This is a genomic window from Delftia sp. WY8 (assembly GCF_018437695.1).
In the GTDB taxonomy this organism is placed as follows: domain Bacteria; phylum Pseudomonadota; class Gammaproteobacteria; order Burkholderiales; family Burkholderiaceae_C; genus Comamonas; species Comamonas tsuruhatensis.
In genome coordinates this window covers 1,017,495-1,039,684 of sequence record NZ_CP049795.1, presented here as the reverse complement: position 1 = coordinate 1,039,684, position 22,190 = coordinate 1,017,495, and the positions used below count along the sequence as shown (strand labels likewise).

Sequence of the window (22,190 nt, the reverse complement as noted above, 5' to 3'; positions counted from 1 at the left end):
GTGCTGCGGCTAGCGCTGCAATGCAGCCGCTGCCAGCTTGCCCAGCCGCCTGACCAGCGCGCCAAAGCGCGCGGCATCGGTGTTGCCATAGCCGATCACCAGGCCGTTGTCCTGGGGCAGCGGTGCCAGGGCGAAGGACGAGAGGGCGCCCGGGTTCATGCCGGCGCGCCGCGCCTGCTCCACGATGGCACTGTCGGACAGGTCCGGCGGCAGCCGCACGGTCAAATGCAGGCCGCCGTGGCCGCCTAGCACCTCATGCTCCACGCCCAGTTGCGTGGCAAGCGCCTCGCGCAGGGCCGCCTGGCGCTCGCGGTACAGGCGCCGCATGCGGCCCAGGTGGCGCGAGAACTGACCGCTGTCCATGAAGTCCGCCATGGCCAGCTGCTCCAGGCGGTGGCCGCCGCGCAGCATCTCCTGCACGGCGGATGCCGCGCTGGTGGCCAGGGACTGCGGCAGCACCACAAAGCCCAGGCGCAGTGCCGGGAACATGGTCTTGCTGAAGGTGCCCACATAGAGCACGGGCGCGTCCGGCACCTGGCCCTGCATGGCGGCGATGGGCGTGCCCTGGTGGCGGAATTCGCTGTCGTAGTCGTCTTCGATGATCCACGCGCCCGCGCGGCGCGCGCGCTCCAGCAGGTCCAGCCGGCGCGCCACCGACAGCACGGCGCCCGTGGGATATTGGTGCGAGGGCGTGATCTGGATCAGCCGTGGAGGATGGCTGTCCCACAGGCCGGGGGCGATGGCTGCGCCATCGGCATCCACGCGCAGTGTGCTGACGCACAGGTCTCCCCCCGCAAAGGCCGACTTGGCGCCCCGGTAGCCGGGCTCCTCCAGCCAGGCATGGTCGCCCGGGTTGGTGAGCAGTTGCACGCACAGGTCCAGCGCACCCTGGGCGCCTTCGGTGACGATGATGCGCGAGGCATCGCAGCGCACGCCGCGCGAGATGCGCAGGTGCTGCGCAATGGCCTGGCGCAGCGCAGGCTCGCCCGCAGGATCGCCATAGTCCAGCGTGGCGCTGGCGGGAAGGCGCAATGCGCGGTCCTGCGAACGGCGCCAGGCGGGCAGGGGAAACCTGTCCAGGGCGGGCGTGCCCGGTGTCAGGGGCAGGCTGCGGTCGATGGCATGGCGCGTGGGCGCGATGCGGTCCAGGCGCCGGGCCGTGTGGGGTGCGCAGGGGGGCGGGGCGGCGGCCTCGGCGGCTGCCGTGGAATGGGTGGACACAGTCGCCACGCGCGTGCCCTGCCGGTCGGCGACCACATAGCCTTCGGCCGCCAGTTGCTCGTAGGCGATGAGCACGGTGTTGCGCGAGACTCCCAGATCCTCCGCCAGCGAGCGCGAGGCCGGCAGGCGGTCACCGGCCGGTAGCCGGCCAGCCAGGATGGCCTGCTTCAGGCGCTGGATCAGCTGGCGCTGGCGGGGAGCCGCTCCAGGGCCGGATTGCAAGGGACTGGTCAGCAGGTCGGAAGCGTGCATGCAATGGACGGCGTGGCACCATGAAATAAGGAGGATATGGCGCTTTCAATGATGCCACGCGGGCGATATCGTGGCCCTGCCAAATGACCTGACCAGGAATCTCCCATGCCCCCCGCACTCAACGCCCACTCCCAACCCGTAGGCCACGACCTTCCCAACTGGACCCCACGCCAGCGCCCGCCGCGCACGCCCATGCAAGGCCGCTACTGCCGGCTGGAGCCGCTGTCCGCCGCGCGCCATGCAGCCGATCTGTTCGATGCCTTCAGCCAGGCGCCGGACGCCAGCGACTGGACCTACATGTCGGTAGGCCCCTTCGCGGATGCCCAGGCCTATCTGCGCTTTGCCGAGGCCGCCCAGGCCAGCGATGACCCGCTGCACCACGCCGTCATCGACCTGGCCACGGGCCGTGCCATCGGCTCGCTGGCGCTGATGCGCGTGGACACGGCCAGCGGAGTGGTGGAAGTGGGCTTTGTCTGCTACTCGCGCCTGCTCAAGCGCACGCGTGCGGCCACCGAGGCGCAGTTCCTGCTGATGCAGCGCGCCTTCGACGAGCTGGGCTACCGCCGCTACGAGTGGAAGTGTGACAGCCTGAATGCGCCGTCGCGTGCCGCAGCGGCGCGCCTGGGCTTCCAGTTCGAGGGGGTGTTCCGCCAGGCCGTGGTCTACAAGGGCCGCAGCCGCGACACGGCCTGGTTCTCCATCATCGACAGCGAATGGCCGGCGCTGCGCGCGGCCTACCAGCGCTGGCTGGAGTCGGGCAACTTCGATGCAGGCGGCGGGCAGGTTCTTTCGCTGTCCAGCCTGGTGGAGCAGGGTGCGTCGCAGGCTCAGGAGACGGCAGGCGCGGCGTAGTAGGCCTGCAGCACCTCGATCAGGGCCTGTGCATGGCGCGGCAGCCGGCCCTGATCGCGCACGAGGATGCGGCGCTCGCGCACGCTCCAGGCGTCGGTCAGATCGATGAGCGCCAGCCCCATGCTTTCGCGGTTGCGCCGCGCAGCGCTCTCGGGAACGATGCCTATGCCCACGCCGGCGCCGATCATGCGGCACATGGCGTCGAAGCTGGACAGCTGTATGCGCAGCTTCATGGGCTTGCCCAGGCGCTCGGTCACACCTGCCAGAAATGTCTGCAGCGTGCTGCCCTGCTGCATGCCGATGGCGTCCTCGTCCAGCGTCTCGGCAAACGCAATGCGCTTGCGCCGCGCAAAGCGGTGGCCGCGCGGCGTGGCCAGCACCAGCCGGTCGGTGCTGAAGTGGATGGTCTGCAGGCCCAGCGTGTCCACCTGGCCGGCCACGATGCCCAGGTCGGCCCGGCCGTCGAGCACGCCGCGCGCGATCTCGGCGTTGGGCCGCTCCTGCAGGTCCACGTTCACGCGCGGGTGGTCGGCAAGAAAGGCCGGCAGGATCTCGGGAAGAAAGTCGGTCACGGCCGTGGTGTTGGCAAACACCCGCACATGGCCGCGCAGGCCGGCGCCGTACTCCTGCAGGTCGTGGCGCAACTGCTCGGACTGCAGCAGCATGCCGCGCGCATGGTGCAGGAAGGCTTCGCCGGCCGGCGTGGGCCGCACGCCGCGCGCCTCGCGGTACAGCAGGGGCATGCCCGCCTGCTCCTCCAGCGCCTTGATACGCAGGCTGGCTGCGGCCAGGGACAGGTGCTGCCTTTGCGAGGCGCGCGTGAGGCTGCCCAGTTCGGCGGCATGCACGAACAGGCGCAGGTCCGTCAGGTCGAAGTGCATGAGGGGCATGAAGGGCGAAGAGGGCATGGGCGGGGTCAAGGCTTTGTCAATTCCGAAGGCCGGGTCAGGAAATGCGCGATTGTGCGCTGGCCCGGCACGGGCAACCATGCGGGCTTGCGACAAGAACAAATGGAGACATGACCATGCCGGATTCTTCCTTTCCCCTGCCGTCGAGCCTTTTGCACCGCCGAAGCCTGCTGGCCGCCGCGCTCGCCTTGCCACTGCTGGGCCATGCCCAGGCCTGGCCCGCGCGGCCCATCGTGATGATCGTCCCGCAGGCGCCCGGCGGCACCAACGACATCGTGGGCCGGCTGGTGAGCCAGAAGCTGGCCGAGGTGCTGGGCGCCAGTGTGGTGGTCGAGAACCGGCCCGGTGCGGGCGGCAACATCGGCACCCAGGCCGTGGCCAAGGCGCCGCGCGACGGACATACCCTGCTGATGACCATCAGCAGCAGCCAGGCCATCAACCCCGCGCTGTACCGCAAACCGGGTTTCGATCCGGTGAAGGACTTCCGGCCCATCGGCCTGATCGGCTCCGTGCCCAATGTGCTGCTGGCCCATCCCGGCTTTGCGGCCAAATCCGTGCCCGAGCTGATCTCCATGGCCCGGGGCCGGCCCGACGAGTTCCGCTATGCCTCGGCCGGCAACGGCACGCTCAACCATCTGCTGGGCGAGATGCTCAACAGCATGGCGGGCATCCAGCTGCAGCATGTGCCCTACAAGGGCGTGGCGCCCGCGCTCAACGATGTGCTGGGCGGGCAGGTACCGCTGCTGTTCGGCAGCCTGCCGTCAACGCTGCCCCATATCCAGGCCGGCCGGCTGCGCGCGCTGGCCGTGAGCGGCGCGGCGCGATCGCCGCTGCTGCCCGATGTGCCCACCATTGGCGAGACCGTGCCCGGCTACAACGGCACGCTGTGGGTGGGTCTTTTTGCGCCTGAAGGCGTGCCCGCGCCGGTGCTGGCGCAGTTGCAGGACGGCATGGCCCGCGCGCTGGCGGCCAGTGATCTGCGCACCCGGCTGGAAGCTTCGGGCGTGGAGCTGGCCGGGCCGGCGGACAGGCCCGTGCCACCCGCCCAGATGGCGGCCCTGCTGCGCGAGGACATCGCCAAGTGGGCGCGCATCGTCAAGGCGTCCGGCGCATCGCTGGATTGACGCAAGGCCTCAGCCCTGCGGCTCCATGGCCAGCGCGAACAGCTCGCTGCGAAAGTGGATGCCCAGCCGCGCAAAGGCGCGGTTGCGGTAGGTCTTGACGGTGGGCAGGCTCAGGCACAGGTCGCAGGCAATGCCCTCATGCGTCATGCCCTGCAGCAAACGCGCGCACACATCGAGTTCGCGCGGCGTGAGGCCGGGCTGTGCCTGCAGCAGGCGCATGCGCAGGGCGGGCAATGTCTGGCGCTGTCTGGGCTGGGGGGCTGGGGATGCCGATGCCGCAGCCACGGCAGGCTGCGCCTGTGTCAGCGCAATGTGCTTGTGCGCCAGGGCCAGCAGCACGGGCGCCATGCTCTCGAAGCAGCCGATCTGCGCATCGCCCAGTGCCCTCTGGTGCTGGTGGCGATAGAAATTGACGGCAAACACACCGCCGTCGTCCTGGTGCTCGACGATGGACACGCGCTCGGCCATGCCGTGCGCGTCGTAGACCAGGGCGCGGTGCTCGCCTTCTACCTCCTGGGCCGTGATGTGGCACAGCGCCGTGCTGAGTGCCGGCGCTGTGCCGCCGTGCTTCCACGTGCTGTCGCGCAGATGGGGGCCTGAGAGATAGGCGCGCCAGCACTCGCGCGTGGTGTCGCGCGCCTCGCTGCTGGCCGACAGGAACAGCTGCGGCCGGCTGCGCTGCCCCGTGCGGTAGACCGACCAGGAGGCGACAGGCAGCAGCGCGTTCATGGCCTGCAGCACCTGCAGGGCGAAGCCCGGCCCACCCAGGCTGGACACCATCTGGCCCAGCGCATGGCTGGACGCCTGGCCGGGCAAGGCGCTGGCGTCAAGGGCGGGGGAGGGGCAGGTCCAGTGTCTCAAGGGATGGCAGGGGCGGGCAGGGCGCTGTCATCTTCCGGGATGACGGCCTGCCCGGGCAATGGTGCTTATGCTAGGTCCCGATTCCATCCACCGGAGCCCCAGAACCATGCCAGATGACGTGCCGCAGCTTGCGGCCTTGCCCGATCCGCGCTTTCGCTTCTTCGCCGACCTGAGCGTGCAGGTGGGCCCGCCGCAGGAGGTCGGTGCCACGGCGCACGGCGGGCGCCGGCTGATCCCCATCCTGGGCGGCACGGCCCGGGGCGACGGCTGGAGCGCGCGCGTGCTGCCCGGAGGCGCGGACTTCCAGCGCATCGTGCACGGCGGGCTGGCCGAGCTCGATGCGCGCTATGTGCTGGAGACCGATGCCGGCGACCTGATCTATGTCTGCAACCAGGCCTTGCGCAGCGGCGACCCGGCCCATATGGCAAGGCTGGCACGTGGCGAGCCCGTGGACCCTGCACATATCTACTTCCGCTGCGCGCCCCGCATGGAGACGGCCAGCCGGGCGCTGGGCTGGATCAACGAGCGCCTGTTCTTCGGCACCGGCGCGCGCCATCCCGATCGCGTGCAGATGCGCTTTCACGAGCTGCTCTGAGGGGGGCTTCCCCGCTTCGATACCTACAACACAGGAGACACAACACATGAACAACCCTGCATCCAAGGCGCGCCGCGCCGCCGTGGCCTGCACTCTTGCCGCTGTGCTGGCCACCGGCCTGGCTCCCTGGGCCGCGGCCAGCGCCCAGCCTGCTTTTCCGAGCAAGCCCGTGCGCCTGCTCGTCGGCTTTCCTGCGGGAACGGGGCCGGACATCGTGGCACGCCTGCTTGCGCAAAAGCTGTCCGAGCAATGGGGCAACCTGGGCGTGGTCGTGGACAACAAGCCGGGCGCTGGCGGCCTCATCGCCGCCAGCGAGGCGGCACGCGCCGTGCCTGACGGCTACACGCTGATGCTGGGCGAGACCGGCCAGCTCAGCATTGCCCCCAACACCTACCAGCGCCTGCCCTACGATCCGCAAAAGGACTTTGTGCCCGTCAGCCAGGTCGTCACCTCCGACTTCGTGCTGCTGGTCAATCCGCAGAAAGTGCCGGCCCGCAATGTGCCCGATTTCGTGGCCTGGGCGCGCCAGCGCAAGGAGCTGTTCATCGCCACCTTCGGCGCCGGCACGCCAGGCCACTTCGGCGCCTTCATGTTCGGCAATGCCGTGCAGCTCAGGCCCGAGCCCGTGCACTACAAGAACACCAACGATGCCCTGGGCGGCCTGTTCAGCGGCGACGTGCAGGCCGTCTTCGCCACGGCGGCCCTGGCCGCGCCCCAGGTCAAGGCCGGCAAGCTCACGGCCCTGGGCAGCACGGGCGCCACGCGCACCCCGTCCATGCCCGATCTGCCGACCATCGGGGAGCAGGGCTATCCGTCGCTGGAGTTCAATTCCTGGTTCGGCGTGGTCGCGCCCGCCAAGACACCGCCCGAGATCGTGGCCAGGCTGCAGGCCGACATCGTGCGCGCCCTGCAGCAGCCCGACAGCCGCAGCCGGCTGGAAGAGGCCGGTTTCCGCGTGACGGGCACCACGGGCGACGAACTCGCCCGCATCATGCGCGCCGACACGGTCACCTGGGGCAAGGCCGTGGCGGCCACGGGCTTCAAGGCCGATTGAAGCTCAGCGCTTGCCCGCAGCCGGCGCAGGCGTCTTGGGCGAGTAGTCGCAGTACGGCGCCACCACGCACTCCCAGCAGCGTGGCTTGCGGGCCTGGCAGACGTAGCGGCCCAGCAGGATGAGCCAGTGGTGCGAGTCCACGGCGTAGGCCGCCGGCACGCGCTTCATGAGCTGCATTTCCACGGCCAGCGGCGTCTTGCCCGGCGCCAGGCCCGTGCGGTTGCCTACGCGGAAGATGTGCGTGTCCACGGCCATGGTGGGCTGGCCAAAGGCGACGTTCAGCACCACGTTGGCGGTCTTGCGGCCCACGCCGGGCAGGGCTTCCAGTTCCTCGCGCGTGCGCGGCACCTGGCCGCCGTGGCGCTCTACCAGGATCTGGCAGGTCTGCATCAGGTGTTTGGCCTTGCTGCGGTACAGGCCGATGGTCTTGATGTAGCCCTCCAGCCCTTCAAGTCCCAGGTCCAGGATGGCCTGGGGCGTATTGGCCACGGGAAACAGCTTGCGCGTGGCCTTGTTCACGCCCACGTCCGTGGCCTGGGCCGAGAGCAGCACGGCAGACAGCAGCTCGAACACGTTGGTGTATTCCAGCTCGGTCTGGGGCGAGGGGTTGGCGGCCTTGAGTGTGGCGAAGAAGGGTTCGATGCTGGTGGTTTTCATTGTGGGAAGCGCGTGTCCATCGATGTGGCGAGCATTGTCGTGCAAGTGTGATTTCTAGGACTGTTCTGGTTTTTGATGTCTGCGAGGGCCAGATCGTCTGGTTATGCCGTTGCGGCGTTGACGTGCTGGGGCCGCATGGCAATAGTGGGCCGGATCGATTCCGCCGACACCACACATACAGACAACACGCCACCAGGAGGGGGCGACCGCATGGCCACTCGCAAGATATCCGTTTCTCCCGCGATCGCGGCGGCGCAGACCCTGCTGGGTGATGTCCGCGACCTGATCGAGGCCGCGCGGCTTCGGGTGGCTTCCACCATCAACAGCGAAATGACCCTGCTGTACTGGCATATCGGCCAGCACATCCATGACTGCGAATCCGAGGTGCGGCAGGCCGGCTGCAGCGACAAGGTCCTGCCCTCCCTGGCCGGGCATCTGGTCCAGGGCTATGGCGGCAGTTTCTCGGAAAAGAACCTGTGGCGCATGGTGCAGTTCTCCACCACCTTTCCTGATGAGCCCCTGGTCATCTCGCCCACGCGGCAGTTGAGCTGGGCGCATTTCATCGCGCTGATTCCGCTCAAGGACGCCCTGCAGCGCGAGTACTACGCCAGCATGGCGAGCATTGAGCGCTGGAGCGCTCGCACGCTGCGCAGCCGCATCGATTCCCGGCTGTACGAGCGCACCGTGCTGTCCTTCGATGCGGACACGCTGGTCGCGCAGGAGCCCACGCAGCGAGCCATCGAGCGCATGTCGCCAGCGCTGTTCATGCGAGACCCCTACATCCTCGACTTCCTGGGGCTGCACGATGCCTGGCAGGAGGGTGACCTGCAGGCGGCCGTCATCCGCGAGATGGAGGCCTTTTTCCTGAAGTCGGGCATGGGCTTCAGCCTGGTGGCGCGGCAAAGGCACATGCAGATGGATGACCAGGATTTCCAGCTTGACCTGCTGTTCTACCACCGCAGGCTGCGGCGGCTGGTGGCGGTGGAGCTGAAGGTGGGCGAATTCGCGGCCGAGGACAAGGATCGGATGGAGCACTACCTGCGCTGGCTGGATCGGCATGAGCATGAGCCGGGCGAGGATGCGCCGCTGGGCATCATGCTGTGCTCGGGCAACAGCTCGGAGCAGATCGAGCTGCTGGAGCTGGGCCGCGGCGGCGTCCAGATGGCCGAGTATCTGCCCGGCCTGCCTGCTCGCCATGTGCTGGCCCAGCGGCTGCGGGAGGCCACGCGCCGGGCGCAGTGGCACTGGGCACAGTGCCACCTGGAAGTCGGGCAGGGCTGAGCACGGGCCCCGGCCTGCAGTCCATCCCTTCCGTCTTTCTCTGCTTTTTCTACTTCGTCTTCTTACCCGGGAGGCAGCAGCTCCCGCAGATGCTCCACGAAGGCCCGCACTCCCTTGGACAGCGTGCGGCCTGCCAGCGTCTGCAGCTCGATGGCGCGTGCATTCATGCCGCGTTCGCGTATGGGCACCGCATGCAGTTCGCCACGGCGCACACGCTCGCGCATGGTGACCTCACCACCCAATGACAGGCCGCCGCCATGCAGCACGAAGTGCACCAGGGTCTCGAACTGGCCGCTGACCAGGGCAGGCTCGAACACCAGGCGCCGGTGGCTGCAGGCAATGTCGAACAGCTGGCGCGCGGTGTTGGCGTCCTCGGGCAGGGCAATGGCATGGGGATGCATCTGGGCCAGGGTGATGCTGGCATGCCGGGCCAGTGCGTGGTCGGGCCGCATGATGGCGACCACGGGCGAGACCTGGCGGTGCCAGACCTCGATATCGCGTGCCGCCGCACGGCTGTAGGTCAGGCCGACATCGGCCTCGCCGCCCAGCACGGCCTGGGTCACGGCGGCAGGTGCTTCCACGCGCAGGTGGAACTGCATGCCCGGGTACTGTTCACGAAACAGCGCCATGGCGCGCGGCAGGAATTCGATGGCAAAGCCGCCCGAGCTGCACACGCGCACCACGCCCCGGCGCAGGCCCTGCAGGGCCTCGATATCCGAGACCACGCGGTCGGCCTCCAGCGCACCGCGGCGCGCGTGGGCGGCCAGCAGCTCGCCTGCCGGGCTGGGCGCCATGCCGCGCGGGCGGCGCTCGAACAGCGGCACGCCCAGCATCTCTTCCAGACCGGCGACCTGGCGGCTCACGGCCGAGGGCGAGACGTTGAGCCGCGCGGCGGCATCGCTGACCGAGCCGCTGCGCACCACTTCGAGAAAGTAGCGCAGGGCCGTGTCCTGAAGGCGGTTGGAAAGCATATGGCTCCCATTTATGGTTTGCGGAAAACGCAACGATAAGCCGAGAAAATGGCGATTGTCGAAATATTTGCGCCTGCTTATGCTGACTTCGTTCTGTCACAAAAACGAGGAAATCCATGGAGTCAAGCACAAGCGCCGCTGCGCTGCAGCCGGATCTGGCCACCGGGGGCGGTGCCGTGGTGGAGATGTCGGCCGTCGCGCTGTCCAAGGCCATCCACGGCCGCGAGCTGTCCTGCCTGGAAGTGCTGGATGCCTACTGCGCGCAGATCGACCGGCTCAACCCCGTGGTCAATGCGCTGGTGGCTCCGCTGGACCGGGACTGGCTGCGCGGCCGCTCCCGCGAGCTGGATACGCTGCTGGCGCGCGGCCAGAGCCTGGGGCCGCTGCACGGCTTTCCGCAGGCGCCCAAGGACATCATGCCGGCCGCAGGCATGGTCACGACCAAGGGATCGCCGATCTTCGCGAACCAGCTGTCGCAGGCCGATTGCGTGGTGTTCGAGCGCATGCGCGCAGGCGGTGCGCTCTTCGTGGCACGCAGCAATTCGCCCGAGTTCGGCCTGGGCGGCCATACCTACAACCCGGTCTACGGGACCACGCGCAATGCCTTCGATCCTTCGCGATCGGCAGGCGGCAGCAGCGGCGGGGCGGGCGTGGCCGTGGCGCTGCGCATGCTGCCCGTGGCCGATGGCTCGGACATGATGGGCTCGCTGCGCACGCCGGCCGCCTTCAACCATGTCTACGGACTGCGCACCTCGGTGGGCTGCGTGCCGCATGGCCCCTCGGAAGAGGTGTTCTTCCAGCAGTTCAGCGTCGCCGGCCCCATGGCGCGCGACATCCCCGACCTGGCCCTGCTGCTGTCCGTGCAGGCAGGCTTTGATGCGCGCCTGCCGCTGACCCGCCGCAGCGAGCCGCCCCAGGACTGGACCGCGCAGCTGCAGCGCGACTGCAAGGGCCTGCGCATCGGCTGGCTGGGGGACCTGGGCGGGCACCTGCCCACCGAGCCTGGCCTGCTGCAGACCTGCCGGGCGGCGCTGCAGCATTTCACGGCCGCAGGCTGCACGGTGGAGGAGGCCGTGCCGCAGTTCGATTTCGAGCGCCTGTGGCGCGCCTGGATCGACCTGCGCAGCTTCAGCGTGGCCGGCGCCAACGCCGCCTTGTACAACGATCCGGCCAAACGCGCCCTGCTCAAGCCCGAGGCCGTCTGGGAAATCGAGCGCGGCCTGGCGCTGCCGGCCATGGCCGTCTATGACGCGGCGCGCGTGCGCTCGGCCTGGTATGAAACATTGCGCCGCCTGTTCGACAGCTACGACTTTCTGGTGCTGCCTTCCGCCCAGGTCTTTCCCTTCGACGCAGCCCTGGACTGGCCTCACGCCGTGGACGGCCGCGAGATGGACACCTACCACCGCTGGATGCAGACCGTGGTGCCTGCCACCATGGCCGGCCTTCCGGCCCTGGCCGCGCCTGCGGGCTTCGGGCCGCAGGGCTTGCCTGCCGGGCTGCAGATCATCGGCCCGGCGCAGGCCGACCTGGCCGTGCTGCAGATCGGCCATGCCTATGACCAGGCCAGCGGCTTGTCGCGCGTGCGCAGCCCGCTGCTCGACTGAAGACTGACGACTGAATTGCCGCATTGAGCTTGTTCCCAGGTTCCCGTTCCCTCGTTCCCCAGGAGATCCGTGCCATGGCCTTGTCCCGTTCCCGTTTTCTGTCGTGCCTGATGGCCGGCGCCGCTGCGCTTGCTTTTCCCTTGGCGCATGCCCAGGCCCAGTCCTACCCGGATCGCCCGATCAAGCTGGTCGTGCCCTTTGCGCCCGGCGGCGCCACCGACATCCTGGGCCGCCTGCTGGCCACATCGCTGGGAGAGCGCCTGGGCCAGCCCGTGGTGGTGGAAAACCGTCCCGGCGCGGGCACCGTGGTGGCGGGCGCGCTGGTGGCCAAGGCGCCGCCCGATGGCTACACGCTGCTGCTGGGCGCCAGCACCACGCTGACGCTGAACCCCGTGATCCGCAACCCGCTGCCCTACGATCCGCTGCGCAGCTTCACGCCGCTGGGCCTGGTGGCCGACATGGGGCTGGTGCTGGTGGCGCACAACGAAACGCCTGCACGCACCCTGCCTGAACTCGTGGCCCTGGCCAAGGCCGATCCGGACAAGCTGTCCTACGGCTCCTTCGGCACGGGGTCGTCGGTGCACTTCGGTGGCGAAATGCTCAAGACCGCCACGGGCATGCGCATGGTGCATGTGCCCTTCAACGGCAGCTCGCCCAGCCTCACCGCGCTGATGGGCGGCCAGGTGCAGGTGGCCGTGGACACGGTGGTGGCCACCACGCCGCTGATCAAGGCCGGCAAGATCCGCCCCATCGCGGCCCTGGGCCCGCAGCGCCTGGCCCTGCTGCCCCAGGTGCCCACCGTGGCCGAAAGTGGCTACCCCGGCTTTGCCATGGACACCTGGTTTGCCTTCCTCGCCCCGGCCGGCCTGCCCGCTCCCATCCAGAAGAAGCTGGAAAAGGCGCTGGCTGACACCATGGCCGAGCCGGCCATGAAGAAGAAGCTGGTGGACATCGGCCTGTCGCCCGCATGGGGTCCGGGCAGCGCGCTGCAGGAGCGCATAGAGCGCGAACTGCCGCAGATGCGCGCCGTGGCCGCCAGGGCCGACATCAAGGTGGATTGAACGCAGCTGCCTTCCGGGAGAGAGGGGACAGAGATGGCGTCGTCCCCCTTGGGGGGCGCCGTGCAACGGGAAGGCGCGAAGCGACTCAGGGGACTTCTAATCGTGCAGGAAAGCTGCGGCAGGATTGGCGACAATGCAGGCTTCGCCTTTTCATCGCATCGACAACGAGAATCCTGCCCATGCAATTCGCCGACCGTCTGAACAACGTAGAAACCTCCGCCATCCGCGAGCTGTTCAAGCTGCTGGGCAAGCCCGGCATCATCAGCTTCGCGGGTGGTTTTCCGGACAGCGCCATGTTCGACGTGGCCGGCATCAGCGCCGCCTCCCAGGCAGCGCTGCAGCAGGAGCCGGGCGCGGCGCTGCAGTACGGCGCCACCGAGGGCTACCAGCCGCTGCGCGAGCAGATCGCCGCCTTCATGGCCGGCAAGGGCGTGCGTGAGCTGGCCCCCGAGCAACTGGTGGTCACCACGGGCAGCCAGCAGGCGCTGGACCTGCTGGGCAAGACCATGATCAACCCCGGCGACAAGGTCATCGTGGAAGGCCCGACCTTCCTGGCCACCATCCAGTGCTTTCGCCTGTACGGCGCGCAAGTCATCAGCGCGCCCATCGATGCCGAAGGCGCCCAGGTCGATGCGCTGGAAAAGCTCATTGCCGAGCACCGCCCCAAGCTGGTCTACCTGATTCCCACCTTCGGCAATCCCAGCGGCGCCATGCTGAGCCTGGAGCGCCGCAAGAAGGTGCTGGAGCTGGCCGTCAAGTACCAGACCCTGGTGGTGGAAGACGATCCCTACGGCGACCTGTATTTTGGCGAGGCGCCACCTCCCAGCCTGCTGGCCCTGTCCAGCCAGGTGCCCGGCAGCCGCGATTGGCTGGCGCACTGCGGCTCGCTGAGCAAGGTGCTCAGCCCCGGCCTGCGCATCGGCTGGCTGGTGGCCCCGCCCGAGCTGCTGGCCCGCGCCGTGATGTGCAAGCAGTTCAGCGACGCCCACACCAGCACCTTTGCCCAGGCCACGGCCGCGCAGTACCTGAAGTCCGGCGCCATGCCCGCCACGCTGGCCCATGTGCGCGAGGTCTATGCGCGCCGCGCCAAGGCCATGGGCGATGCGCTGCGCGAGCACCTCGGCGATGCCGTGGAATTCCTGCAGCCCCAGGGCGGCCTGTTCCTGTGGGTGCGCCTGACCGGCAAGGGCGGCGCGCTGGCCGATGCCGGCGAGCTGGCCAAGCGGGCCATCGCCCAGGGCGTGGCCTTTGTGCCGGGCGCGCCGTTCTTCGCGCAAAACCCCGATGCCACCAGCTTCCGCCTCTCGTTCGCCACGGCCGACGAGGACAAGATCCGCGAAGGCATCGCCCGCCTGGCCCAGGCGCTCAAGGCGTGAGCGTGGCTGGGGACAACGAGCGCAGCGGCGAACGCGACGAGGCCCAGGCCCTGCAGGCGCGCGTGATGGAGCTGGAGATCAAGGCCAGCTACACCGACGACCTGCTGGAGCAACTGAACCTGACCATCTACCGCCAGCAGCAGCAGATCGACCGGCTCCTGGACGAGCTGCGCGACCTGCGCCGACGGGTGCCGGAGGGCGGGCCCGCCGGCGGTGCGACCCATCTGCGCGACGAGCTGCCCCCGCACTATTGAGTGCGCAGGGCTGCATGCGAATGCCCAGGCCAGGCCCTGCCTGGGCATCTTTTCATTCAAGCGGCTTGTTGGCCACGTGCTTCATCTTGCCCAGGAACAGGCGCAGGAAAAAGCCCGCCATGATCAGGATGAAGACGATGACGCCCAGGCTCATCAGCCCGTAGTCGGTGGAAAAGAGATCGATCATCAGCTTCACAAGTCCTCCTGTGGTTTGTAGGATCGGTGGGGTCCCGATCCGACTATCGCCGTGGCATGGCGTGGAGGGCTTGTGATGGGTCAACGCGGCGGCGGGGCGGGTTTGCGGCAGCGCAAAGGCCGGGTGCCCGGCTACTGCGGGCCTGCGTGCCAATGTTCCGTGCTGGCCGCTTTCAGATCTTCCCAATCGTCGGGCGGATGGCCGCGTCCGAGCATTTTTTCGAAAACTGCATAGGGGTCGGACGCGCTGCTCGACGAGCGAAGGGTCTGCTCGTCGTTGACCCATGCGAAGACGATCACCCTGGAGCGGGAGTCGTACCGGAAGAACAGCCTGAACCTTCTGCCGATCTTGGCCCGCCGCCAGTGGCGGTGGCTGGCTCCCAGCGTATTGCCCTGGCGGTATTCGTCGCGTGAGGGATCGCCGGGAATCACTTCCAGCATCAACTGGCTCAGAGCCCTGAACAGTTTGACGTTGGCATTGGAGCCGAAGTCTTGCGGACTGTTGTGCTCTGCGCGTCGGGCGGCCTGGTGCAATTTGCGCAACTGTTCCACCACGCAGTCATGGAACAGCAGGGTCCAGCCGTGGCGCTGCATCAGATCACCACATCGCCCTGGATATCGTCATCCAGGTCCACCGTACGACCTGCGAGCGCAAGCATGTCGCGGGCCAGGTCGTCGGGCAGGCTCTGGAGCCTTTGGCCGGACTGGATATCGGCAGCCAGCAGATCGAGGAAGGCCGCTATGGCGGGGTCCTGATGCTCTTCTTCGGCGCGGCTGACAACGACCAGGCCATCCTCGCGCAGTCGGAATGCAATCTTGCCGCCCGCATCGACGCCCAAGGCCTGGCGTATGGGCTTGGGCAGCGTGACCTGGCCCTTGGAGGTGAGGGTGGCCAGTTCATGGATGTCGGGCATGGCGCAATCCTTCACAAATGACTTGGGAGATGAGTGTAAGGAATTTTCCTTACATTCGTCGATGCCAAGGACATCACCCCCGCATGAACGGCAAGGGCACCTCCGCAGGAATCGGGCAGGCATAGGGCCTGCCGCCGCGGCGCTCGAGCAGCTCCGCCTTGGCCTCGGCCATGCGCTCGGGCCGCTGCAGCAGGGCGATGGCGGTGGCCGCCATCACCTGGGCGGCGCGCACCATGCCGGCGTGGGCCAGGCCGGACTGGCCCTGCGAGACCATCTGCCAGGAATGCAGCGGCGTGCCGAAGGCGTAGCAGGCCACCCAGGCCTGGACGGTGGGCGTGATCCAGCTCACATCGGCCACGTCGGTGGAGCCGAACAGGGTGCCCTCCACAGCGGGGTCGTAGGGCGCCAGGCCCTCGAACACGGCCGGCACCTTGCCGCGCAGCACGCTGGCCAGCGGGCGGCTGACCTGGTCAACGTCATTGCTGTCCAGCGTGGCCTGGAAGTCGCCGGCCAGGCTGTGCAGGCCGGGGTCCACGCGCAGCGGGCCCAGGGCCTGCATCTGTTCGTACATGACCTGGTTCAGCGTGCGGTTCTGCAGCAGGTTGGAGCAGGCCTTGTCGAAGACGATCTCCAGCCGGCAATCCGTCATCAGCGCCGCGCCGCGCGCCACGTTCTGCACGCGCTCGTAGAGTGCGGCCGCCTCGTGGTTGCGCGCGGCCCGCACCAGGTACAGCACCTCGGCGCGCGCCTGCACCACGTTGGGCGACAGGCCGCCCGAGTCGGTGATGGCGTAGTGCACGCGCGCATCGGTGGGCATGTGCTCGCGCAGGTAGTTCACGCCCACGTTCATCAGCTCCACGGCGTCGAGCGCGCTGCGGCCCAGGTGGGGGGAGTGCGCGGCATGCGAGGCCTTGCCGTGGAAGACGAACTTGGCCTGGATATTGGCCAGCGTGCTCTGGCTGAACACGCCGGAGAAGCTGGCCGGGTGCCAGGTCAGCGCCGTGTCCACATCGTCGAAGACCCCGGCGCGCGCCATGAAGGTCTTGCCCGATCCGCCTTCTTCGGCCGGGCAGCCGTAGTAGCGCACGCGCGCCTTGGCGCCGCTGCGGCGCAGGTGCTCCTGCAGCGCGATGGCCGCGAAATGTGCCGAGGTGCCCAGCAGGTGGTGGCCGCAGCCGTGGCCGGCCAGGCCCGGGCTGTCGGTGGACGGCGTGCAGACCAGGGCGCCGCTTTGCTGGTTCAGGCCCGACAGTGCGTCGTACTCGCCCAGGAACGCCAGCACCGGGCCCTCGTCGCCCCATTCGGCCAGAAAGGCGGTGGGAATGCCGGCCAGGGCGCGTGTGATGCGAAACCCGGCCTGCTCCAGCGCATCGATGTGCAGCTGGGCCGAAGCCGTCTCGGCATAGCGCAGCTCGGCCAGCGACCAGATGCTGTCGGCCAGGGCCGCCATGCGCGCGGACTGCTGCTGGAAGAAATCCTGGAGATGATCGACCGCGCTCATTCCGGCTTCACTCCTGCCTTGTCCAGCAGCGCCTTGTTGCGCTGCAGTTCGCTGGCGATCTGGGCAGGGAAGCGGCCCTGGTCCATCTCGGTGACCGATGCGCCCAGCAGCTTCAGGTGCTTTTGCACCTCGGGCAGGCGCACGGCCTTCGTGGACGCTTCCTGCAACTGCCGGACGATGGCGGGCGGCGTGCCGGCCGGCACGACCAGGCCGAACCAGCTGATGCCCAGCTCGTTGAGCTGCGCATAGCCCAGCTCCTTGAAGGTGGGTACATCGGGCAGATCGGGCGAGCGGCTGTCGCCCGACAGTGCCACGGGGATGAGCTTGCCACCCTTGATCTGGGGCATGGCCGAAGGCAGCTGATCGGTCATCACCTGCACCATGCCCGCCAGGGCGTCGTTGAGCGCCGGGCCGTTGCCGCGATAGGGCACGATCTGGATCTGGGTCTTCATGGTCTCGTTGAAGGACGCCACCATCAGATGGCCCAGCGTGCCCAGGCCCGGCACGCCCGCACTGTAGGCGCCGGGCTGGGCGCGCAGCCTGGCCAGGAACCCCGCGAAATCCTTGACGCCCATCTTGGGATGGACCATGTAGACCGATGGCATGGTCACCAGGTTGGCCACGGGCAGGAGCCTGCCTTCCAGCCTGGCGGCGCGCGTGTACAGCGAGGGGTTGATGGTGGCCGTGCTCACCGTGGCCATGCCGATGGTGTATCCGTCTGGCGCCGCCTGGGCAATGCTTTCGGTACCGATCAGGCCACCCGCGCCGGCCTTGTTGTCCACCACCACGGGCTGGCCCAGCGTGCTGCGCAGGCCTTCGGCGATCACGCGCGCGACGATGTCGGTGGAGCCGCCGGCCGCAAAGGGCACGATGAGCTTGACGGGCTTGCTCGGATAGGCGTCGGCCGCATGGGCCGTGCGGGCCAGGGTGAGGCCGCACAGCGCGGCGCAAAGGCCCGCGCCCAGGGAAAGCAGGGTGCGGCGCGGCAGGTGAGAGAGAGGCTGTAAGAGGGGCTTGGCTTGCATGGCATGGACTCCATCGACGGGGAGGGAGCCGCAGCCTGGGCCGTGCCGGCTCCCGATGCAGGCGACTATAGAAATCCTGCCGCCCGCGTGGGCCACGGTATTTGTGCCAAGCTATAAGCCGTTCCGATAGCTTGCCCTTCGCCGCCTGTGGCGCGCCAGGGCCTGCCTGGGGAAAACACCAAGATTCCCATGAGCCACGATTTTGACGACCGCGAAGGCCTGGACGATGCGGCCACGCCCCAGGGCCGGCTGCTGTTCTCGCGCCTGACCAAGCATGTGCGCCTGCGCCAGCTGCAGCTGCTGGTGGCGCTGCAGCAATGCGGCTCGGTGGTGCAGGCCGCCGCCACGCTGCACATGAGCCAGTCGGCAGCCACCCAGGCGCTGGCCGAGATGGAGCGCGTGCTCGACATCCGCCTGTTCGAGCGCCATGCGCGCGGCATACGCCCCACGCTGGCCGGCCAGACCCTCGTGGACACGGTGCGCGGCGTGCTGGCCGCGCTGGAGGAGGTGGCGGAATCGCTGGCCGCCATTCGCCGGGGCGCCGCGGCCGCGCTGCGCCTGGGCGCCATTCCGGCGGCAGCCCTGGCCATTCTTTCGCCCCTGCTGGCGCGGTTCTATGCCGAGCATCCCGAGGTGCATGTCGATGTGCATGAAGACGCCAGCACCCGGCTGCTGCCCCAGCTGCTGGGCGGCGGGCTGGACGCGGTGTTCTGCCGCGAGCCGGCGCTGCTGCCCGGCCCCTTCGTCTTCGAGCCGCTGCTGGCCGACACGGCCGTGGTGGTGGCCGCACGCTCGCATGCACTGGCCGGGCGCCGTGGCGTGCCGCTGCAGGCCTTGACCGGCGCGCGCTGGGTACTGCCCACGGCCAACATCGCCGTGCGCGGGATTTTCGAGGCCGAGGTGCTCCAGGCGCTGCCCGATGCGCCCTGGTTTCCTGTCTCCACCGTTTCCCTGCCGATACTGGAGGGCCTGTTGAGCCAGCCCGGCGCCGTGGCCCTGGTGCCGTTGAGCATCGCGCCGGGCCTGCAGACCCATGCGCGCGTGTGCCGGCTCGACGTGCAGCTGACGGGCCGGCTGGCGCCGCTGGGCGTGGTCCGCCGCCGCGACCGGGCGCCCGCCCTGCTGGACCAGATGCTTTCGCTGTGCGCGCAGGTTCTGCCGGCACCCCCGGCACGCTGAAAGCGGGCGGCATGGCTTCTTGCGGCCCCCGGTTGCGGCCACAATACTGTCCGCGCGAAAACACGGCAGCACGGCCGGACCAGACAACAGAAAGCACGCAGAGGACCGCATGATCAATTGGTCGCTAGACGCCGATACCGTCACCCACAGCATCCAGCTGGCGCTGGCGCCGGTGTTCTTCCTGACGGCCGTGGCCGGCATGATAGGCGCCGTGGCCGGGCGGCTGGCCCGCATCATCGACCGCGCGCGCAAGCTGGAGGAACTGCTGCGCACGCCGCAGGAGGAGGAATTCATCGCGCGCAGCCTGACCGAGCTGCACTTTCTGCGCAAGCGCGGCCGGCTGGCCAATGTCTGCATAGGGCTGCTGACCGTCTGCGGCTTTTGCATCGGCCTGACCATTGCCCTGCTGTTCCTGGGCGAGGCCTACGGCATCAACGGCCATGGCTATGCGGTGCTGGGCTTTCTGTTCGGCGTGCTGATGTTTCTCTCGGCCCTGGCCTGCTTTCTCTGGGAAACCATCATGGCCACCAGCCTGCTGGACTTCCACACCCTGACCCGCGTGCGCGCGGCCGTGCGCACCATACAGCGGCCGGAACGCAACGACCAGGCCCAGGCTGAGCCGTCCACCCCGGCAGACGACACCGGCCGCCAGCCCTGAGCCGGGCGCGGACGGCGCCGCCGTCGCCATCGCCGTCACCCATTCACTCCATCGGATCCAGGCAGGCCGCCGCGGCCTGGATCACGCAGTCCGTCAGCCGCTGCAGGCTGGCCTGCGCATTGCGCGCATGGGCCCAGTACATGGGAATGTCCAGATCGTTGCCGGGCAGCAGCTCCACCAGGCTGCCTTCGGCCAGTTGCGCGCCGATCATCAGCGGCGGGTGCATGCCCCAGCCCATGCCCAGCTCGCAGGCCCGCGTATAGCCCTGGTTGGACGGCAGAAAGTGGCGCGGCGTGCTGCGCCGGCCTTCCGCGCCCAGGCGCTGCAGCCACTGGTCCTGCAGGCTGTCCTTGCGGCCGTAGCTCATCATGGGCGTGCGTGCCATGGCCTCGGGCGTGATGCCGTCCTTGAGGTAGCGGCGGATGAAGTCGGGGCTGGCGGCCGCCACGTAGCGCATGCGTCCCAGCGGCCAGGTGTTGCAGCCCGGAATGGCCGAGGACGTGGCCGTGACGGCGGCCATCACCTCGCCCTCGCGGATGCGCTTGGCCGTGTGGTCCTGGTCGTCGATGCTGATGTCCAGCAGCTCGTTGCCGTCGCGCGTGAAGGCGGACATGGCGTCCATGAACCAGGTGGACAGCGAGTCGGCATTGACGGCCAGCTTGAGCGTGGGCAGGGCCGTCTGGCCCTCGGGCACCAGTTCGGGGTTCTTGCGGCGCAGGTCGTTTTCCAGCAGGGCGACCTGCTCCACATGCAGGCACAGGCGGCGGCCTGCCTCCGTGCCTGAACAGGGCTGGCCGCGCAGCACCAGCACCTGGCCCACGCGCTCTTCCAGCAGCTTGATGCGCTGGGAGACGGCCGAGGGCGTGACGTGTAGCTTGCGCGCCGCGCGTTCGAAGCTGCCTTCGCGCACCACGGCTGCCAGGGCTTCGAGTCCGGCGTAGTCGAGCATTTAGATATTCTTCATTTGATTGAGTAAATGTAATTTTACTTAACCATTTGCGAGCCAGACAATCCCTGCCCATGTGGACTGCAAATGTTTCTTCTTCCTGGCTGGCGGGCTTCACGGTCTGCCTGTCGCTCATCGTCTCCATCGGAGCCCAGAACCTGTATGTGCTGCGCCAGGCCGTGCACGGCCAGCATGTACGCGCCTGCGTGGCATGGTGCGTGGTCAGCGACGTGGTGCTCATCGGCCTGGGCGTGGCGGGCATGGCCCGGCTGCTGGGCGACAACCCCGATCTGGCCCGCTACCTGACCCTGGGTGGCGCCCTGTTCCTGCTGGCCTACGGCCTGATGGCGCTGTGGCGCATGGCCATGGCGCCCGATGCGCAGCTGGCCGCCTCGGGCGGGCAGCTGGCGCCGCGCGGCCTGCTGGGCGTGGTCTCCACGCTGGCCGTGATCACCTTGTTCAACCCCCATGTCTATCTGGACACGGTGCTGCTGATGGGCTCCATCGGCGCGCGCCAGGAAGGCGCGCTCAAATGGGTGTATGTGATTGGCGCCGCTTCGGCCAGCCTGTCATGGTTCGTGCTGCTGGCCTTTGCAGGCCGCCGCCTCAGGCGCCTGTTCGAGAAGCCGCGTGCCTGGCGGATTCTCGATGGCCTGACGGGCGTGATGATGCTGGCGTTGGCCTGGTGGGTGGCCGGCAGCGTCTGGGCGCCGGCAGGGGCCTGAGCCGGCCTGGGCCGGCCAGAGGCGGCAGGCTCAGCCCGCCGCCTGCTCCGGCTCCGGTGCCCAGGTGCCCACGGCCTCGATGAGGTTCCAGCTGTTGCACTCGATGCAGTAGTGGCCGGTGGTGCCGGTCTTCTGGCTCTCGGCCTCGATCACCACGCGGTGACCATGGCGCTGGGCCGGCGACAGCGGACGGATCTTGTCGTACTTGAACTGCTCTGCCAGATCGCCGCGAAAGGCGATGGTGATGCGGTCGCGCTTGGGGAAATAGTCGTTCTCGTACTTGTCGAGGGTGCGGATGGCCACCAGATTGGCCATGCTGTCCGGATGCGGTGCGCTCATTGAAGTCTCCCTGCCTGTGATGGCGTTCTATGTTCAAAACGATCTGATGACGGTGGTCAGGCATCCGTGGCTTGCGGCTGCAGCGGTAGCTGCAGCCCGGTCTTGACGCGTTCCAGCGCTATCGAGGTGGTGTAGCGCCGGATGTTGTCGTCCCCCGCAAACAGCCGAGCCGCCAGCGCCTGGTACTCCTCCATATCGGCAGCCGTGACGATCAATGAATAGTCGGCTTCACCGGTCACGTAATAACACTGCTGTACCGCGTCCTCCCGATCCACGCGTGCGCGAAAGGCCTGCGACAGATCGGGGCGCTCGTTGACCAGCTGCACGTTGATGAGCACGGTCAGCGGCCGGCCTATGCGCGCCGGATCGACCACGGCCACGTTGGCCGCGATCACGCCCAGCTCCTGCAGCCGCTTGATGCGCCGCTGCACGGCCGGCGCGGAAAGGTGCACGCGCTCGGCGATGAGGCGCTGTGGCGTGAGGTTGTCGCGCTGCATCACGTCGAGAATGGCGCGGTCGAAGGAGTCCAGGGCGATGGCGGGCATGGGCGGCTGGCGGCGAGAAGAGGAAAAGAGCGAATATTGCGTGAAGCGGCTCAAAAACGAGCTGTTTGCGCGGTGCGCTTGCAATATCGTAC

25 protein-coding genes are annotated in these 22,190 nt (G+C 68.4%); 12 read left to right on the top strand and 13 right to left on the bottom strand.

Annotated elements, in window-relative coordinates:
- Window positions 1-9 precede the first annotated feature (9 nt).
- Entirely contained in the window at window positions 10-1,473 is a 1,464-nt protein-coding gene (gene pdxR, locus G4D77_RS04620; protein ID WP_213757909.1) for a MocR-like pyridoxine biosynthesis transcription factor PdxR, read from the bottom strand.
- Window positions 1,474-1,578: 105 nt separating this feature from the next.
- Between pdxR and G4D77_RS04615 the strand changes: the two genes are divergently transcribed.
- A complete protein-coding gene (locus G4D77_RS04615) occupies window positions 1,579-2,325 on the top strand; it encodes a GNAT family N-acetyltransferase (RefSeq protein WP_213757908.1) in 747 nt (248 codons plus the stop codon).
- Here the strand turns inward: G4D77_RS04615 and G4D77_RS04610 are convergent.
- Window positions 2,301-3,206: a LysR family transcriptional regulator gene (locus tag G4D77_RS04610; RefSeq protein ID WP_026062687.1), complete on the bottom strand. Its 906-nt coding sequence runs from the start codon at window positions 3,204-3,206 to the stop codon at window positions 2,301-2,303. The two genes, G4D77_RS04615 and G4D77_RS04610, sit on opposite strands and share 25 nt — an antisense overlap.
- A gap of 143 nt (window positions 3,207-3,349) precedes the next feature.
- On the opposite strand from G4D77_RS04610, the gene G4D77_RS04605 reads away from it, so the two are divergent.
- A complete protein-coding gene (locus tag G4D77_RS04605) occupies window positions 3,350-4,357 on the top strand; it encodes a tripartite tricarboxylate transporter substrate binding protein (RefSeq protein ID WP_154834718.1) in 1,008 nt (335 codons plus the stop codon).
- Between the two features lie 9 nt (window positions 4,358-4,366).
- Here G4D77_RS04605 and G4D77_RS04600 read toward each other — a convergent pair whose 3' ends face one another.
- Window positions 4,367-5,137, bottom strand: a complete 771-nt coding sequence (locus G4D77_RS04600; RefSeq protein ID WP_154836388.1) for a helix-turn-helix transcriptional regulator — start codon at window positions 5,135-5,137, stop codon at window positions 4,367-4,369.
- 187 nt (window positions 5,138-5,324) lie between these two features.
- On the opposite strand from G4D77_RS04600, the gene G4D77_RS04595 reads away from it, so the two are divergent.
- Window positions 5,325-5,813 carry a DUF3237 domain-containing protein gene (locus G4D77_RS04595; RefSeq protein WP_154834717.1) on the top strand — a complete coding sequence of 163 codons (489 nt, stop codon included), beginning with the start codon at window positions 5,325-5,327 and terminating at the stop codon, window positions 5,811-5,813.
- A gap of 46 nt (window positions 5,814-5,859) precedes the next feature.
- Window positions 5,860-6,867, top strand: a complete 1,008-nt coding sequence (locus tag G4D77_RS04590; protein WP_154834716.1) for a Bug family tripartite tricarboxylate transporter substrate binding protein — start codon at window positions 5,860-5,862, stop codon at window positions 6,865-6,867.
- A gap of 3 nt (window positions 6,868-6,870) precedes the next feature.
- Here the strand turns inward: G4D77_RS04590 and nth are convergent, their stop codons facing one another.
- Window positions 6,871-7,524 carry an endonuclease III gene (gene nth, locus G4D77_RS04585; RefSeq protein ID WP_017406542.1) on the bottom strand — a complete coding sequence of 218 codons (654 nt, stop codon included), beginning with the start codon at window positions 7,522-7,524 and terminating at the stop codon, window positions 6,871-6,873.
- A 210-nt stretch (window positions 7,525-7,734) separates the two neighbouring features.
- On the opposite strand from nth, the gene G4D77_RS04580 reads away from it, so the two are divergent.
- Complete coding sequence (locus G4D77_RS04580) at window positions 7,735-8,805, top strand: PDDEXK nuclease domain-containing protein (RefSeq protein ID WP_016453038.1); 1,071 nt, start codon at window positions 7,735-7,737, stop codon at window positions 8,803-8,805.
- 62 nt (window positions 8,806-8,867) lie between these two features.
- On the opposite strand, the gene G4D77_RS04575 is transcribed toward G4D77_RS04580, so the two are convergent.
- Window positions 8,868-9,776, bottom strand: a complete 909-nt coding sequence (locus G4D77_RS04575; RefSeq protein WP_016445247.1) for a LysR family transcriptional regulator — start codon at window positions 9,774-9,776, stop codon at window positions 8,868-8,870.
- 116 nt (window positions 9,777-9,892) lie between these two features.
- Between G4D77_RS04575 and G4D77_RS04570 the strand changes: the two genes are divergently transcribed.
- From G4D77_RS04570 to G4D77_RS04555, 4 genes are all read left to right on the top strand, one after another.
- Window positions 9,893-11,380: an amidase gene (locus G4D77_RS04570; protein ID WP_154834715.1), complete on the top strand. Its 1,488-nt coding sequence runs from the start codon at window positions 9,893-9,895 to the stop codon at window positions 11,378-11,380.
- A 74-nt stretch (window positions 11,381-11,454) separates the two neighbouring features.
- Window positions 11,455-12,441, top strand: a complete 987-nt coding sequence (locus G4D77_RS04565; protein WP_154834714.1) for a Bug family tripartite tricarboxylate transporter substrate binding protein — start codon at window positions 11,455-11,457, stop codon at window positions 12,439-12,441.
- Between the two features lie 179 nt (window positions 12,442-12,620).
- Window positions 12,621-13,817 (top strand): aminotransferase-like domain-containing protein, encoded by a 1,197-nt coding sequence (locus tag G4D77_RS04560; RefSeq protein WP_016445250.1) that lies wholly within the window; start codon window positions 12,621-12,623, stop codon window positions 13,815-13,817.
- Window positions 13,814-14,071, top strand: coding sequence for a SlyX family protein (locus G4D77_RS04555; RefSeq protein ID WP_016445251.1), 258 nt, complete (start codon window positions 13,814-13,816; stop codon window positions 14,069-14,071). The genes G4D77_RS04560 and G4D77_RS04555 overlap by 4 nt, the downstream gene beginning before the upstream one ends.
- Before the next feature lie 52 nt (window positions 14,072-14,123).
- On the opposite strand, the gene G4D77_RS04550 is transcribed toward G4D77_RS04555, so the two are convergent.
- The 5 genes from G4D77_RS04550 to G4D77_RS04530 all read right to left on the bottom strand — a co-directional run bounded on the left by G4D77_RS04550 (window position 14,124) and on the right by G4D77_RS04530 (window position 17,706).
- Window positions 14,124-14,258 (bottom strand): DUF3149 domain-containing protein, encoded by a 135-nt coding sequence (locus G4D77_RS04550; RefSeq protein WP_016445252.1) that lies wholly within the window; start codon window positions 14,256-14,258, stop codon window positions 14,124-14,126.
- A gap of 140 nt (window positions 14,259-14,398) precedes the next feature.
- Window positions 14,399-14,860: a type II toxin-antitoxin system YhaV family toxin gene (locus G4D77_RS04545; RefSeq protein ID WP_154834712.1), complete on the bottom strand. Its 462-nt coding sequence runs from the start codon at window positions 14,858-14,860 to the stop codon at window positions 14,399-14,401.
- Window positions 14,860-15,180 (bottom strand): type II toxin-antitoxin system PrlF family antitoxin, encoded by a 321-nt coding sequence (locus G4D77_RS04540; RefSeq protein ID WP_154834711.1) that lies wholly within the window; start codon window positions 15,178-15,180, stop codon window positions 14,860-14,862. The genes G4D77_RS04545 and G4D77_RS04540 overlap by 1 nt, the downstream gene beginning before the upstream one ends.
- A 73-nt stretch (window positions 15,181-15,253) precedes the next feature.
- Window positions 15,254-16,681 carry a M20 family metallopeptidase gene (locus G4D77_RS04535; protein ID WP_016453036.1) on the bottom strand — a complete coding sequence of 476 codons (1,428 nt, stop codon included), beginning with the start codon at window positions 16,679-16,681 and terminating at the stop codon, window positions 15,254-15,256.
- Window positions 16,678-17,706, bottom strand: coding sequence for a tripartite tricarboxylate transporter substrate binding protein BugE (locus G4D77_RS04530; protein ID WP_017404435.1), 1,029 nt, complete (start codon window positions 17,704-17,706; stop codon window positions 16,678-16,680). Before G4D77_RS04530 ends, G4D77_RS04535 begins: the two co-directional genes overlap by 4 nt.
- A 189-nt stretch (window positions 17,707-17,895) precedes the next feature.
- On the opposite strand from G4D77_RS04530, the gene G4D77_RS04525 reads away from it, so the two are divergent.
- Entirely contained in the window at window positions 17,896-18,885 is a 990-nt protein-coding gene (locus G4D77_RS04525; RefSeq protein ID WP_154834710.1) for a LysR family transcriptional regulator, read from the top strand.
- Window positions 18,886-18,994: 109 nt separating this feature from the next.
- A complete protein-coding gene (locus G4D77_RS04520) occupies window positions 18,995-19,543 on the top strand; it encodes a DUF2721 domain-containing protein (RefSeq protein ID WP_016445256.1) in 549 nt (182 codons plus the stop codon).
- 43 nt (window positions 19,544-19,586) lie between these two features.
- On the opposite strand, the gene G4D77_RS04515 is transcribed toward G4D77_RS04520, so the two are convergent.
- Window positions 19,587-20,492, bottom strand: coding sequence for an HTH-type transcriptional regulator ArgP (locus G4D77_RS04515; RefSeq protein WP_016445257.1), 906 nt, complete (start codon window positions 20,490-20,492; stop codon window positions 19,587-19,589).
- Window positions 20,493-20,563: 71 nt separating this feature from the next.
- Between G4D77_RS04515 and G4D77_RS04510 the strand changes: the two genes are divergently transcribed.
- Window positions 20,564-21,214 (top strand): LysE/ArgO family amino acid transporter, encoded by a 651-nt coding sequence (locus G4D77_RS04510; protein ID WP_016445258.1) that lies wholly within the window; start codon window positions 20,564-20,566, stop codon window positions 21,212-21,214.
- 30 nt (window positions 21,215-21,244) lie between these two features.
- On the opposite strand, the gene G4D77_RS04505 is transcribed toward G4D77_RS04510, so the two are convergent.
- Window positions 21,245-21,553, bottom strand: coding sequence for a hypothetical protein (locus G4D77_RS04505; RefSeq protein WP_016445259.1), 309 nt, complete (start codon window positions 21,551-21,553; stop codon window positions 21,245-21,247).
- Window positions 21,554-21,609: 56 nt separating this feature from the next.
- Entirely contained in the window at window positions 21,610-22,098 is a 489-nt protein-coding gene (locus G4D77_RS04500) for an Lrp/AsnC family transcriptional regulator (protein ID WP_016445260.1), read from the bottom strand.
- Window positions 22,099-22,190 lie beyond the last annotated feature (92 nt).

Bases quoted from the DNA above. Each gene is read 5' to 3' on its own strand.
- pdxR (WP_213757909.1), bottom strand. From the start codon at position 1,473: ATGCACGCTTCCGACCTGCTGACCAGTCCCTTGCAATCCGGCCCTGGA.
- G4D77_RS04615 (WP_213757908.1), top strand. From the start codon at position 1,579: ATGCCCCCCGCACTCAACGCCCACTCCCAACCCGTAGGCCACGACCTT.
- G4D77_RS04610 (WP_026062687.1), bottom strand. From the start codon at position 3,206: ATGCACTTCGACCTGACGGACCTGCGCCTGTTCGTGCATGCCGCCGAA.
- G4D77_RS04605 (WP_154834718.1), top strand. From the start codon at position 3,350: ATGCCGGATTCTTCCTTTCCCCTGCCGTCGAGCCTTTTGCACCGCCGA.
- G4D77_RS04600 (WP_154836388.1), bottom strand. From the start codon at position 5,137: ATGGTGTCCAGCCTGGGTGGGCCGGGCTTCGCCCTGCAGGTGCTGCAG.
- G4D77_RS04595 (WP_154834717.1), top strand. From the start codon at position 5,325: ATGCCAGATGACGTGCCGCAGCTTGCGGCCTTGCCCGATCCGCGCTTT.
- G4D77_RS04590 (WP_154834716.1), top strand. From the start codon at position 5,860: ATGAACAACCCTGCATCCAAGGCGCGCCGCGCCGCCGTGGCCTGCACT.
- nth (WP_017406542.1), bottom strand. From the start codon at position 7,524: ATGAAAACCACCAGCATCGAACCCTTCTTCGCCACACTCAAGGCCGCC.
- G4D77_RS04580 (WP_016453038.1), top strand. From the start codon at position 7,735: ATGGCCACTCGCAAGATATCCGTTTCTCCCGCGATCGCGGCGGCGCAG.
- G4D77_RS04575 (WP_016445247.1), bottom strand. From the start codon at position 9,776: ATGCTTTCCAACCGCCTTCAGGACACGGCCCTGCGCTACTTTCTCGAA.
- G4D77_RS04570 (WP_154834715.1), top strand. From the start codon at position 9,893: ATGGAGTCAAGCACAAGCGCCGCTGCGCTGCAGCCGGATCTGGCCACC.
- G4D77_RS04565 (WP_154834714.1), top strand. From the start codon at position 11,455: ATGGCCTTGTCCCGTTCCCGTTTTCTGTCGTGCCTGATGGCCGGCGCC.
- G4D77_RS04560 (WP_016445250.1), top strand. From the start codon at position 12,621: ATGCAATTCGCCGACCGTCTGAACAACGTAGAAACCTCCGCCATCCGC.
- G4D77_RS04550 (WP_016445252.1), bottom strand. From the start codon at position 14,258: ATGATCGATCTCTTTTCCACCGACTACGGGCTGATGAGCCTGGGCGTC.
- G4D77_RS04545 (WP_154834712.1), bottom strand. From the start codon at position 14,860: ATGCAGCGCCACGGCTGGACCCTGCTGTTCCATGACTGCGTGGTGGAA.
- G4D77_RS04540 (WP_154834711.1), bottom strand. From the start codon at position 15,180: ATGCCCGACATCCATGAACTGGCCACCCTCACCTCCAAGGGCCAGGTC.
- G4D77_RS04535 (WP_016453036.1), bottom strand. From the start codon at position 16,681: ATGAGCGCGGTCGATCATCTCCAGGATTTCTTCCAGCAGCAGTCCGCG.
- G4D77_RS04530 (WP_017404435.1), bottom strand. From the start codon at position 17,706: ATGCAAGCCAAGCCCCTCTTACAGCCTCTCTCTCACCTGCCGCGCCGC.
- G4D77_RS04525 (WP_154834710.1), top strand. From the start codon at position 17,896: ATGAGCCACGATTTTGACGACCGCGAAGGCCTGGACGATGCGGCCACG.
- G4D77_RS04520 (WP_016445256.1), top strand. From the start codon at position 18,995: ATGATCAATTGGTCGCTAGACGCCGATACCGTCACCCACAGCATCCAG.
- G4D77_RS04515 (WP_016445257.1), bottom strand. From the start codon at position 20,492: ATGCTCGACTACGCCGGACTCGAAGCCCTGGCAGCCGTGGTGCGCGAA.
- G4D77_RS04510 (WP_016445258.1), top strand. From the start codon at position 20,564: ATGTGGACTGCAAATGTTTCTTCTTCCTGGCTGGCGGGCTTCACGGTC.
- G4D77_RS04505 (WP_016445259.1), bottom strand. From the start codon at position 21,553: ATGAGCGCACCGCATCCGGACAGCATGGCCAATCTGGTGGCCATCCGC.
- G4D77_RS04500 (WP_016445260.1), bottom strand. From the start codon at position 22,098: ATGCCCGCCATCGCCCTGGACTCCTTCGACCGCGCCATTCTCGACGTG.